Annotated in this window: 11 protein-coding genes; 10 read left to right on the top strand and 1 reads right to left on the bottom strand. The window is 60.1% G+C overall.

All coding sequences use genetic code 11. From position 1 onward, the window contains the following. Position 1 precedes the first annotated feature (1 nt). The 8 genes from SO058_RS03880 to SO058_RS03845 all read left to right on the top strand — a co-directional run bounded on the left by SO058_RS03880 (position 2) and on the right by SO058_RS03845 (position 10,261). A complete protein-coding gene (locus tag SO058_RS03880; RefSeq protein ID WP_320841688.1) occupies positions 2 to 883 on the top strand; it encodes a DegV family protein in 882 nt (293 codons plus the stop codon). A gap of 209 nt (positions 884 to 1,092) precedes the next feature. Further along, positions 1,093 to 2,283, top strand: coding sequence for a phosphoglycerate kinase (locus tag SO058_RS03875; RefSeq protein ID WP_320841687.1), 1,191 nt, complete (start codon positions 1,093 to 1,095; stop codon positions 2,281 to 2,283). Positions 2,284 to 2,373: 90 nt separating this feature from the next. Further along, on the top strand, positions 2,374 to 3,150 hold the full coding sequence (gene tpiA / locus SO058_RS03870; protein WP_320841686.1) for a triose-phosphate isomerase: 777 nt from the start codon (positions 2,374 to 2,376) through the stop codon (positions 3,148 to 3,150). Positions 3,151 to 3,251: 101 nt separating this feature from the next. Further along, complete coding sequence (gpmI, locus tag SO058_RS03865) at positions 3,252 to 5,048, top strand: 2,3-bisphosphoglycerate-independent phosphoglycerate mutase (RefSeq protein WP_320841685.1); 1,797 nt, start codon at positions 3,252 to 3,254, stop codon at positions 5,046 to 5,048. A 46-nt stretch (positions 5,049 to 5,094) separates the two neighbouring features. Next, the gene (eno, locus tag SO058_RS03860; protein WP_320841684.1) at positions 5,095 to 6,405 is read left to right on the top strand and encodes a phosphopyruvate hydratase; all 1,311 of its coding nucleotides are present in this window, start codon (positions 5,095 to 5,097) and stop codon (positions 6,403 to 6,405) included. A gap of 129 nt (positions 6,406 to 6,534) precedes the next feature. Beyond that, positions 6,535 to 7,215 (top strand): response regulator transcription factor, encoded by a 681-nt coding sequence (locus tag SO058_RS03855; RefSeq protein ID WP_320841683.1) that lies wholly within the window; start codon positions 6,535 to 6,537, stop codon positions 7,213 to 7,215. Between the two features lie 3 nt (positions 7,216 to 7,218). Then, positions 7,219 to 8,664, top strand: coding sequence for a sensor histidine kinase (locus tag SO058_RS03850; RefSeq protein ID WP_320841682.1), 1,446 nt, complete (start codon positions 7,219 to 7,221; stop codon positions 8,662 to 8,664). Positions 8,665 to 8,737: 73 nt separating this feature from the next. Continuing rightward, positions 8,738 to 10,261, top strand: a complete 1,524-nt coding sequence (locus tag SO058_RS03845; protein ID WP_320841681.1) for a S1C family serine protease — start codon at positions 8,738 to 8,740, stop codon at positions 10,259 to 10,261. Positions 10,262 to 10,318: 57 nt separating this feature from the next. Here the strand turns inward: SO058_RS03845 and SO058_RS03840 are convergent, their stop codons facing one another. Then, on the bottom strand, positions 10,319 to 11,518 hold the full coding sequence (locus SO058_RS03840) for an ATP-binding protein (RefSeq protein WP_320841680.1): 1,200 nt from the start codon (positions 11,516 to 11,518) through the stop codon (positions 10,319 to 10,321). Between the two features lie 111 nt (positions 11,519 to 11,629). On the opposite strand from SO058_RS03840, the gene SO058_RS03835 reads away from it, so the two are divergent. Together SO058_RS03835 and SO058_RS03830 are read left to right on the top strand one after the other, a co-directional pair. Then, positions 11,630 to 11,857, top strand: a complete 228-nt coding sequence (locus SO058_RS03835) for a DUF3343 domain-containing protein (protein WP_320841679.1) — start codon at positions 11,630 to 11,632, stop codon at positions 11,855 to 11,857. Next, the gene (locus tag SO058_RS03830) at positions 11,854 to 12,981 is read left to right on the top strand and encodes an aminotransferase class V-fold PLP-dependent enzyme (RefSeq protein WP_320841678.1); all 1,128 of its coding nucleotides are present in this window, start codon (positions 11,854 to 11,856) and stop codon (positions 12,979 to 12,981) included. Before SO058_RS03835 ends, SO058_RS03830 begins: the two co-directional genes overlap by 4 nt. Positions 12,982 to 12,995 lie beyond the last annotated feature (14 nt).

Genomic DNA, 12,995 nt, shown 5'->3' with positions numbered 1-12,995 from the left:
AATGGAAAAGATCCATATTTTCACCGATTCGGCCGCCGATATCCCGGAAGCACAGGTCGAAGCGCACGGGATTGAGATCCTGCCGATCACGGTCACGCATGAGGGGCGCACATTTCGCGAATACTATGACATCACGCCAGAGGAATATTGGAAGCTGCTCGAAACAAGCCGTGAAATTCCCACAACCGCGCAGGTGACGCCCTCGCAGTTCCTCGATACCTACCGCCGTGCGTTTGAGCGCGGCTGCACCCATGTGCTGGGTGTGCTCATCAACGGCAACGGTTCGGGTACCTACCAGTCCGCACGGATGGCGCGCGACCTGTTTTTTGAGGAATACGGCGAAAAAATGCGCATCGAGCTGCTCGATTCCGAAACGTATACGTATATTTACGGGCACATCGTCGTGCTGGCCTCAGAGCTGCGCGACGCAGGCGACAGCTTCGACGCGATTTTGGGCGTGGTCAAAAGCAGGCTGAGCCGTGTCGAGGCGTTCCTCGGGGTGTACAGCTTAAAGCACCTGAAAAAATCCGGCCGCATTTCGGGCGGCGCGGCGTTTGTCGGCGAGGCGCTAGGGCTCAAGCCCATCAGCCATGTGTACGCGGGCGCGGTTAATGTGTGCGACAAGGTGCGCGGCGAAAAGGCTCTGGTTTCCGGGCTGATCAAAAAAGTGTCCGCGCGCGTCATCCAGCCCGAAAAGCAGACCGCCATCCTGCTCTATGGCGACGTTCCCGCCGAGCGGATCGACGAATTGGAAAAACGCCTGTTTACCGAGCTTGGCTTTATGGGTGTACGGCGCAGCCCGATCGGCGTTTCGGTCATTACCAACACCGGGCCGCAAGCCTTGGCCGTCGCGTTTTACGGCCCGGGACGCGCGGAAACGTGATTGGGCATATTGTTTAATATTTCACATAATCTGAGGTGAAAACGCAAAAATCCTCTAAAAGAAGACTTTTTGACGAGGTTTTTTGCGAATTTGCTTGCGGAGCATGGGAAAAACGAGTATAATTTTGTCTTGGAAGCGGAATTCTTTGGATAGGAGACCGCGTTTTGAATCCCTTAGGTTATCTTTTATATCTTGAAGGAGATGTATTTATGCAGTATAACAAGAAGAGCGTCGAGGACATCGACGTAAATGGCAAAAAAGTCATTGTTCGCTGCGATTTCAACGTCCCCCAGGACGAAAATGGCCGCATCACCGATGACAAGCGCATCGTCGCTTCGCTCGAGACCATCAAGTACCTGCTCTCCCACAACGCCGCGGTCATCCTCTGCTCGCACCTCGGCCGTCCGAAGGGCGAGTTTAACATGAAGTATTCGCTCGCGCCTGTTGCGGAGCGCCTGTCGGAACTGCTGAAGACCGATGTCAAGCTCGCGAAGGACGTGGTCGGCCCGGACGCCAAGGCCCTTGCGGCCGCGGTAAAGCCCGGAGAAGCCATCCTGCTCGAAAACGTCCGCTTTGAAAAGGGTGAGGAGAAGAACGACGCCGCGCTCGCCAAGGAAATGGCGTCCATGGCCGAAATCTATGTCAACGACGCGTTCGGCACCGCGCACCGCGCGCACGCCTCGACCGCCGGCATCGCGGATTACCTCCCGGCCGTATGCGGCTTCCTCATCAACAAGGAAATCTCGATCATGGGCAAGGCGCTTTCCGACCCGGCGCGCCCGTTCGTCGCCATTCTGGGCGGCGCGAAGGTTTCTGACAAGATTAACGTCATCAACAACCTGATCGACAAGTGCGACACCGTCATCATCGGCGGCGGCATGGCTTACACGTTCTCCAAGGCGCAGGGCGGCTCGATCGGCACGTCGCTGTGCGAGGAGGATAAGCTGGAGCTCGCGCTGGGGCTGATTAAGAAAGCGGAAGAAAAGGGCGTCAAGCTCCTGCTGCCGCTTGATACGGTCTGCGGCGACCACTTCGGCGCGGATGCGGAGCCCGTCGTATTTGACGCTGGTAAGCTGCCCGAAGACATGATGGGTCTCGATATCGGCCCCAAGACGGTCGAATTGTTCTCGAACGCGGTAGCGGATGCGGGAACGGTCGTTTGGAACGGCCCGATGGGCGTGTTTGAATTTGATAAGTTCGCGGTTGGCACCAAGGCGGTCGCCAAGGCGATCGCGGGATCGAAGGCGGTTTCCATCATTGGCGGCGGCGACTCGGCGGCGGCTGTTGAAAAACTCGGCTTCGCGGATAAGATGACGCACATCTCGACCGGCGGCGGCGCTTCGCTCGAGTTCCTCGAGGGCTTGGAGCTGCCCGGCATCGCCTGCCTGCAGGATAAATAAGAAAGCCTTATACCGGGGCGGAAATTTTGCCCCGTATAATACATATAGGGCGGAAGTGCCGCCCGGAAGCATTGAAAGGGGTAAAACCAAATGAATCGCAGATACCGTAAGACCATCATCGCAGGCAACTGGAAAATGAATAAGACTCCTGCCGAGGCCAAGTCGCTCATCGAGGAGATGAAGCCACTGCTTTCCAAGACCAAGTGGTGCGAGATGGTGCTTTGCGTTCCGTTCACCGATATCCAGGTCGCCGTCAAGGCCGCCAAGGGCTCCAAGATCGCCATCGGTGCGCAGAACATGCACTTTGAGAAATCCGGCGCGTTCACCGGCGAGATCTCTGCCGATATGCTCAAGGAGCTCGGCGTCAAGTATGTCATCATCGGCCACTCCGAGCGCCGCCAGTATTTTGCTGAAACCGACGAGACCTGCAACAAAAAGGTGCTCGTCGCGCTGGAAAACGGCCTGCGTCCGATCCTGTGCGTCGGCGAGTCGCTCGAGGAGCGCGAGCAGGACGTGACCATGGAGGTCATCCGCAAGCAGCTGAAAGTGGCCCTGCAGGGCGTTGCCATTGAGGATATCAAGAAGGTTGTCATCGCATACGAGCCCATCTGGGCGATCGGCACGGGCAAGACCGCTACCGCCGAGCAGGCGGGCGAGGTCTGCGGCGCCATCCGCGACTGCCTGCGCGAGAAATACGGCGCGCGCGCGGCCCGCGGCATCACGGTGCAGTACGGCGGCTCGATGAACGCCAAGAACGCGGCCGAGCTGCTTTCCCAGCCCGACGTGGACGGCGGCCTGATCGGCGGCGCTTCGCTCAAGAGCGAGGATTTCTCCAAGATTGTTGAAGCTGCGAACCAGGATAAGTAAGATAAAAACGGAACGGGTTTTTCCCGCGACGTGCTGCGGGAGGGGACATCGGGGAAACGCGTTGTCCCCTTTCGCCCGCTCTGCAAAGGAGTATTGAGTGAATGAAAGTTGAAATAGTACCGAACAAGGCCGAAAAGGCCGGTAGTACGGCCGAAGCGGCCCCCAAGGCGGAGACGGTCAAGGCCGCGCCCAAAACCGCTGCCAAAAAGCCGGCTGCAAAGCCCGCGGCGAAAAAGGCTGCTCCGAAAACCGAAGCGGCTGCAAAATCCGCTGCGGTCAAAACGGAAACGGTGAAAAAACCGGCGGTGAAGAAAGCTGCGGCCAAGCCTGCGGCGAAAAAGCCGGCTGCCGCCAAGAAGCCTGCCGTGAAAAAAGCGTCCGGCCCCAAGAAGCCGACCGCGCTTATCATCATGGACGGCTTCGGCCACCGCGCTTCCAAGGACGGCAATGCGATTGAAGCGGCCAAGACCCCGAACCTTGATAAAATTTTCAAGGAAAATCCGCTCACGTATATTGGCGCGTCCGGCTTGGACGTCGGCCTGCCGGACGGACAAATGGGCAACTCCGAGGTCGGCCACACCAACATCGGCGCGGGGCGGATCGTCTACCAGGAGCTGACCCGCATCACCAAGTCCATCCAGGACGGGGATTTCTTTGAAAACCCGGCGCTTGTCAAGGCGGTCGACCAGTGCCTGTGGTTCGGCTCGACACTGCATATTTTCGGCCTGCTGTCGGACGGCGGCGTGCACAGCCATATCGACCATATGATCGCGCTTCTGGAACTTGCTAAGCGCAAGGGGCTGCGGAAGGTTTGCTTCCACTGCTTCATGGACGGCCGCGATACGCCTCCGGAGTCGGGCATCGGCTATATCGACCGGCTGCAGAATAAGATCGACCTGATGGGCGTGGGCTGCATCGCGACGATCGAGGGACGCTACTACGCGATGGACCGCGACAACCGCTGGGACCGCGTAGAAAAAGCGTATCTGGCGATCGCAGAGGGCGAGGGCAAGCGCGCCGAAAGCGCGCATGCCGCGATGGAAGCTTCCTATAAAGCGGGCGTGACCGACGAGTTCGTCGAGCCGGTCATTATCACCGAGGGCGCGACCGTGCAGGACAACGACGCGATCATTTTCGCGAACTTCCGCCCGGACCGTGCGCGCGAGATCACCCGCGCGTTCGTCGACCATGAGTTCCAGGGCTTCAAGCGCCAGCAGCATAATATCCACTACACCTGCATGACGCAGTACGATGTGACCATCCCGGGGGTCGATGTGGCGTTCAAGCCGCAGAGCCTCCAAAACACGTTCGGCGAATATATTTCCGCAAACGGGCTGACCCAGCTTCGCATCGCGGAGACCGAGAAGTACGCGCACGTCACATTTTTCTTCAACGGCGGCGTGGAGAAAGAATATAAGAACGAGGACCGCGCGCTGATCCCAAGCCCCAAGGTCGCGACCTACGATCTTCAGCCTGAAATGAGCGAGCCCGCCGTGACTGAGGAGTGCGTTAAACGCATCAAGTCTGGCAAGTACGACATGATCGTTCTGAACTTTGCAAACTGCGACATGGTCGGCCATACCGGCGTGTTCGACGCGGCGGTCAAGGCCGTCGAGGCGACGGACGACGGCGTGGGCAAGGTCGTCGCGTCGCTGCTCGAAATGGGCGGCCAGGCGCTTTTGACCGCCGACCACGGTAACGTCGACCAGATGTACGACGCGGACGGCAAAACGCCGTTCACCGCGCATACGACAAATCCCGTGCCGCTCGTGATGATCGGCCATCCGGGAGGACTCGCGGACGGCGGCGTGCTCGCCGACCTTGCGCCGACGCTGCTCGATATGATGGGTCTTGACAAGCCCACGGAGATGACCGGGCACAGCCTGCTCGTCAAGTAATCATTGCGCATTCCAAAATTTTTATGATACAAAGGAGAAGAAAGCTATGAAGGGTTACATTGAAATCGTTGATGTACTCGGCCGTGAGGTCATGGACTCCCGCGGCAATCCGACCGTAGAGGTCGAGGTCTACGTGGAGGCCGATACCGGCGCATACATGGGCCGCGCGGCGGTTCCGTCCGGCGCTTCGACCGGTATTTTTGAGGCCTGCGAGTTGCGTGACGGCGATAAGAGCCGTTATATGGGCAAGGGCGTTCTGAAAGCTGTCGACGCGGTCAACGGCGAGATCGCCGAGACCGTTATCGGCATGAACGCGCTCGACCAGCAGGCCATCGACAAGGCCATGATCGAGGCCGACGGCACCCCGAACAAGACCAAGTTCGGCGCAAACGCCATCCTCGGCGTATCGCTGGCGGTTGCCAAGGCTGCCGCTGAGGCGCTTTCCATGCCGCTGTACCAGTATATCGGCGGCTGCAACGCCAAGACGCTGCCCATGCCCATGATGAACATTCTGAACGGTGGCGCGCACGCGACCAACAACGTTGAGATTCAGGAGTTCATGATCATGCCGGTTTCCGCGCCGTCGTTCCGCGAGGCGCTGCGCCGCTGCGCCGAGGTGTTCCACACGCTGAAGGGCACCCTCAAGGAGAACGGCACCCCCGCCGCCGGCGTGGGCGACGAGGGCGGCTACGCCCCCAACCTCAAGAAGGATGAGGACGCGCTTAAGGTCATCGTCAAGGCCATCGAGGACGCGGGCTACAAGCCCGGCGAGGACTTCATGATCGCGATCGACGCCGCTTCCTCCGAGTGGTGGAACGACGAAGAGAAGTGCTATATCCAGCCCAAGTCCGGCAAGAAGATGACCCAGCAGCAGCTGGTCAAGATGTGGAAGGGCTTTGCTGAAAAGTACCCGATCATTTCGCTTGAGGACGGCATGGCCGAAGAGGACTGGGAAGGCTGGGAGATGCTCACCAAGGCGCTGGGCGACAAGATCCAGCTCGTCGGCGACGACCTGTTCGTTACCAATGTGACCCGTCTGTCCAAGGGCATCGACATGGGCGTTGCCAACTCCATCCTGATCAAGGTCAACCAGATCGGTTCGCTGACCGAGACGCTGGACGCGATCCAGATGGCCAACCGCGCAGGCTACACCGCGGTCGTTTCGCACCGTTCGGGCGAGACCGAGGACGCGACCATCGCGGACATCGCGGTCGCGCTGAACGCCGGCCAGATCAAGACCGGCGCGCCGAGCCGCACCGACCGTGTCGCCAAGTACAACCAGCTGCTCCGCATTGAGGAAGAGCTGGACGACGTGGCGCAGTACCTGGGCAAGGACGCGTTCTTTAACCTGAAGTAAGTTTTTTGAAAAACGAAAGGCCGCCGGGAAACTTCCCGGCGGCCTTTTCTCGTGTTTTACACTTTGTTAATGCAATTTTTTTCAAAAAGCGGTATAATAAAAACATCTTACCGGAAGGCAGGGAAAACCATGGCCAAAAAGATTCTGCTCGTCGAGGACGAAGCCAATATCCGCGAGCTGCTGCGCCTCTATCTGGAGCGCGAGGGATATACCATACTGGAAGCGGAAAACGGCGTAGAGGGCGTCAAGCTCTGGAAAAGCGAAAAGCCCGATATGTTGCTGCTTGACGTGATGATGCCCGTTATGGACGGCTGGGCGGTGTGCAAGGAGATCCGCGAAACCAGCGACGTGCCCATCATCATGCTGACCGCAAAGGGCGAAACGATGGACCGCGTGTCCGGCCTGGAAATGGGCGCGGACGATTATATCGTAAAGCCCCTCGATATGCGCGAGGTCATCGCGCGCGTGCGCGCGGTGTTTCGCCGCATGGCGCCGGATGAAACGCCGGAAAAGATCTCGTTTGATAAGCTCACCATCGATAAGCAGGCCTACGACCTGATTATCGACGGCAAGCGGGTGGACGCGCCGCCCAAGGAGATCGAACTGCTTTATTTCCTCGCCTCAAGTCCCAACCGCGTGTTCACGCGCGCACAGCTTCTGGACGACGTGTGGGGCTTTGATTATTTTGGCGACACGCGCACGGTCGACGTGCATGTCAAGCGCCTGCGCGAAAAACTGGAGGACGTTTCGGATAAGTGGGAGCTCAAAACGGTCTGGGGCGTGGGCTACAAGTTCGAAACCAAGGAGTGAGCCATGAGCAGGCATACCTTTTTCTTTAAGAATTACGTCGCGCATGTTCTTTTGATCATCGCGGCGTTTTCGCTGGCCGGCGGCACATTTTATTATCAGATGAGCCAATACGCGCTGACCGCCAAGCAGGCCGAGCTCCGCACGACGGTGGACAGCCTCGCCGAGCAGACCAAGCTGCTCGTGGACAACAACTCGGAGTTTGGCCAGCAGCTTTTCAACATCTCGGTAGCCCGCGTCGCGCAGGAGGACGAGATCATTGTCATCATCACTGACCAGGACGGGCTGGTGCGCCTGATCGCGCTGCCGGACGGCACGGCTACCAACCCCTCGGAGGAGCGGCGCTATGTCGTGGAATCGGGCGCGGTGCAGCAGGTGCAGCGCACCGGCGGGTATGCGGCGGTCGGCTCAGTGGGCATCCTTTCGGAAACGTCCAGCTATTCGGTCGGAACGAGCGTTATGGACGACGACGGCAGTCTCATCGGTATGGTGTTTGTGTCCACGCAGGACCGCGCCGTTGCGGGCGTGATCCGCCATTCGACGCAGACGCTGCTGCTGATCATCTTAGTTACATTGGCGGGCGCGCTCATCATTTCGTTTATCATTTCCAGCCGCATGACCCGGCCGCTCAAAGCGATTGCGGACGCGGCCAAGCAGTTTGCGGCGGGCAATTTTGATGTGCGCGTGCCTGAGGACAACCACTGCCTGGAGATCGACGAACTTGCGGTGTCTTTCAACAATATGGCGCGCGACCTCGACCAGCTCGAGGAGCTGACGCGCGGCTTTATCGGAAATGTGTCCCATGAGTTCAAGACTCCGATGACGACCATCGGCGGCTTTGTGGACGGCATGGTGGACGGCACGATCCCGCCCGAACAGCACGACAAATACCTGCGCATCATCGCGGAGGAGTCGCGCCGCCTGTCCCGCATGGTAAACCGGATGCTGGATGCGGCAAAGATCCAGTCAGGCGAGCTGCTTTTGAGCCCCGCGCCGTTTGATTTTTCTGAAATGACCAGCCAGATTATCCTATCATTTGAACAAAAGATCGAGTCACACCGCATTGAGGTCGATTGTGACCTGACCGACCGCCTGATCGTTATGGGTGACCGCGACCATGTGTTCCGCGCGGTCTATAACCTGGTGGACAATGCGGTAAAGTTCACGCAGGAGGGTGGCAAACTGACGTTGCGCGCCGCCCCGGAGGGCGCAAACTGCGCGTTTTCTATCACCAACACGGGCGCGGGCATCTCGGAAGAAGACCTGCCGCATGTGTTTGACCGCTTCTACAAGGCCGACCGTTCCCGCTCGCTCGATAAGACAGGCGCGGGGCTGGGGCTCTATATCGTCAAGAACATCATCAACCTGCACGGCGGCGAGATCTCCGTGCGGTCGGACGGCGGCGAGACCGAGTTTGCATTTACGCTTCCGCTGGCAAATGTTCAAAAATAGTTCATATTGTTTTCAAGAAAACACCACATTGCCACCGTACAATAGCATCAGAACCGAAAGGGAGGCATCCAAAATGAACGAATTTGATAACAATGGTTACACGCCCGAACCCCGCGGCGATGAACATACCGAGCAGACTGCGCCGCAGGCCGGGGCAAATCAGCAGCAGGCCTATGAGCCGCAGCAGGCGGCCGAACCCGCACAGGCGCCGCAGAACACCGCGCCTCCGGTAGACGAACAGCCGCCGCGCACACCGTATCAAACGCCGGTGCGCGAGCAGCCGCCTTACCAGCAGCAAACTCCTTACCAAGCATATCAGAGCCAACAGGCGGGCGCGCAGCCCGAACCCCCGCAGCCGCCGAAAAAGAAAAAGCGCGGAAACGGCCCGGTGATTGCGCTGTGCTCGGTCGCGGCGGCGTGCCTGCTGTTCGCGGGCGGCGCGCTCATTGGCGGCCTTGCCGGCGGCGGCAGTGACGGCGGCGCCGCTGCGCCGGCGTTCGGCAACAGCAATATGCCGACTGTTTCGATCTCCAAAACGCCCGACCTCGACCCGGATAACTATGACGTGGTCAACGGTCTCGCGGGCGAGGAGATCTACAAAAAGGTCAACCCGTCGATTGTCAGCGTGATCTCGACTTCGCTGGAGAGCGGCGGCACCGGCTCGGGCGTCATCATGACCGAGGACGGCTACATCATTACGAACAACCACGTCATCGAGGGTGCAGACGCGGTCGCGGTCCAGCTGTCCGACGGCACGCGGCTTGAAGCCAAGGTGATCGGCGCGGACGAAAAGACCGATCTGGCAGTGCTCAAGGTCGAACCGGAAAGCGCACTGACGCCCGCCGAGTTCGGGAATTCCGATGAGTTGCAGCCCGGCGAGTATGCGTATGCGATCGGCTCGCCCGGCGGGCTGGAGTTGGCTAACACCATCACGGGCGGCCGTATTTCGGCCATCAACCGCGATATTACCATTGACGACCGCGTGATGACGCTCATCCAGACAGACGCGTCCATCAACCCCGGTAACTCGGGCGGCGCGCTCATCAACAAATACGGCCAGGTGGTCGGCATCACGTCGGCCAAGCTCGGCATCAGCTACTATGAGGGCCTTGGCTTCGCCATCCCGATGAACACGGCCAAGGAGATTGTCGACGAGCTAATCTCGAACGGCTATATCGCGGGCCGTCCCTCCATCGGCATCACGGGCTATAACGTGTCCGAGCAGACCGCGCAGTATAACAATGTCCCGCAGGGCGTTTACGTCAAGTCGGTCGATGAGCGCGCGGCGGCCTATAACGAGGGCCTGCAGCCGGGCGATATCATCACCAAGGTGAACGGCAAGACCATTACCACGATGGACGAGATCAACGCGGTCAAGGAAGAGAAAAAGGCGGGCGAGAAGCTGTCGGTGCAGGTATACCGCATGTCGACCGGCAAACTGATCGACCTGACCATTACGCTGACTGACGAGCATGACCTCGCGGGCGATTCCCCGAGCGAACAGCAGGCACAGCAGCCGCCTGAGCAGGGCGGCCGGGGCGACAACGGCTATTCGCAGTATGACGACGACCCGTTCTCCTATTTCTTTAACTGGTAAAAATCCTGCAATAGCAAAAGGAGGTTCCGTAAGGAACCTCCTTTTTTGATGATTTGGTCAATGATAACGTTCTGCGAGCTGGTGGCTGATAAACTGGCGCGCCGTGCGCGGGGAACGGCCGTTCCGGCGCAGGGCGAAACGCTCAGCCAGCAGGTGGAGCTGCTCGGCGGGCAGGGCAAGCCCGCTTTCGGCAGCGAGCTGGTCGACGATGAACAGGTATTCGTCCTTATCGGGCACGGAAAACGTGATCTCCAGCCCGAACCGGTCGGACAACGAGGTGACCGTTTCAAGCGCGTCACGCGTGCTGACCTCGTCGCCCTGCCGGTCGGCAAAGCTCTCGCGGATCAGGTGGCGGCGGTTGGAGGTCGCGTACAGCACGAGATTATCCGGCTTGCCCGCAAGTCCGCCCTCGATAAACGCCTTGAGGGCGGCGAAATTGTCGTCCTCGCGGTTAAAGGAAAGGTCGTCCAGAAATACGATGAAGCGGAACGGCGAACGCAGGGTCTCTTCAAAAATCTGCGGGAACACCGTAATGTGCCGCGGCGACATTTCAATGATTTTAAGCCCGCGGCCCGCATATTCGTTGACCACGGCCTTGACGGTCGAGGATTTGCCCGTGCCCTTGTCACCGTACAGCAGGATGTTGTTGGCTTCGCGGCCGTCTAAGAATGCGAGCGTGTTCGAAATGATCTGCTGCTTCTGGCGTTCGTAGCCCGGCAGGTCGGAAAGGCGGATGGGATCGGGGTGTACGATAGGCGTGAACGTGCCGTCATCCTGCACCGCGAACGCGGACGACTGGGCGAAAAATCCGTAGCCCTGCGCACGGTAGTAGCTTGCGAGCGCCGCGCCATCGCGGAATGGCAGCGGGGCGGAGGGGGGAAAACCGGGAAGATCACGCAGCGCGGGCTCGTTGAAGCGGCGCGCGGCGTCCTCCTTGAGTACCGCGCCGTCTAGTGCAAGCAGTGCGTTCAGCACGTCGATATCATGGGTCGCCGCGTCCAGTAGCACGGGATCGGGGTCGGCGAGCGCATCGGTCAGCGCATTCGCGTCGAACCGGACCGCGTCAAGCGCTGCCTGATACACGTCCTGCGCGTGGAACCGCGCCGCGCACAGCGCGCCATAGCACGCGGAAAAGGTATGCGCGTCCGATTGCAGCGCGTCGAGCGTGTCGCTGTAGGCACGCAGCAGCGGGCCGCCAAGAAGCTCGCGCAGCACGCTGAGCGCCTGCAAACGCAGGCGGAGAGCGGAAAGCTCCATTTTTCTGTCACTCCTCACTTGGATTGTCTATGTTTCAAAGCCAGCATAGCACACTTCATACGCTTTTTCAACATAGCATGGATAGAGATCCAAACGTAAGGAGAGACAGACATGCGCTATACGCTTTTGATATGCCGCAGCCAGACGGAAGCGATCGGCCTGCGGCGGCATCTGGCCCAGATGGGCATACCGGGAGAGGTGGCACGGCCGCCACGCCACGCGCGCACCGAATCGTGCGGCTATGCAGTGCGCGTCGCGTCCGGACAGACGGAAAACGCGCTTTACCGGATGCGCCAGCTCGGCATTTCGCCCTGCCGCGTCATGGAGGAGGATGGATGATTTATCTGGATAATGCCGCGACCACACTGTATAAGCCGCGCGCGGTGACCGAGGCGGTCTTGCGCGCGATGCGCCGCACGGCGGGCTATGCACGCGGCAACCACGCAGCGGCTGCGCGGGCGGGCGAGACGGTTTACGCCTGCCGGGAGGCCGCCGCCGCACTGTTCGGGGTCGATGATCCTGCGCGGGTCGTGTTTACGATGAATGCGACCCATGCGCTCAACCTCGCCATTCATGCGCTGGCGGACAAGGATACCCGCGTGGTGGTCGGCGGATATGAGCACAATGCCGTCATGCGGCCGCTTGCGCTGCGGGGCATCGAGCCGCGCGTGGCGGCGAGCCCGCTGTGGGACGGGGGCAAAATGGTGCGCGAATTGTCGCGCGCGGTGGCGACGGGCGCCGATCTGGTGGTGCTGAACCATGTGTCCAACGTGTTCGGCTTTGCCGCGCCGCTGGACGAGATCGCCGCGCTTTTGACACAAAAGGGCGTGCCGCTTATACTGGACGCATCGCAGTCGGCGGGCGTCATCCCGATCGATGTGAAGAAATACCCTTGCCTTGCCGCGGTTTGTATGCCCGGGCACAAAGCGTTATATGGCCCGCAGGGCACGGGCATCCTGCTCGCGCTGGACGACCGTATCGCTCAAAAGCCGCTTCTCGCGGGCGGCACGGGCAGCGTGTCGGAGGAGCTTCGCCAGCCCGATTTCCTGCCTGACGCGCTCGAAAGCGGCACGCCGAATGTTCCCGCCATCGCCGGGCTTGCGGCCGGGCTCGCATTTGTGCGCGCGGTCGGCCCGGCGGAGTTTGCCGCACACGAGCGCGAGCTGATGCACGAAATGGCGCGTGCTCTGGGGGGCGAGCCGCGCATCGAGTGCTTTACTGGCGGGGATCAAACGGGCGTGCTGTCAGTGCGGGTTGAGGGGGCTTCGTGCGAAACGCTGGCGGAGGCGCTCGCGGCGCACGACATCGCTGTTCGAGCCGGCCTGCACTGCGCGCCGCTCGCCCACCGGACGGCGGATACCGAGCAAACGGGCACCATCCGGTTCTCGGCCTCGTTCTATACGACCGCGCAGCAGGTGGAACGCGCCGCGATGGCGCTCAAACAATCTGTGAAAAATCTGTGAATCCGCTATACAGA

The sequence above is a fragment of the Agathobaculum sp. genome, from assembly GCF_034098985.1.
Classification (GTDB): domain Bacteria; phylum Bacillota; class Clostridia; order Oscillospirales; family Butyricicoccaceae; genus Agathobaculum.
This window is presented reverse-complemented; position numbering and strand designations above follow the sequence as displayed.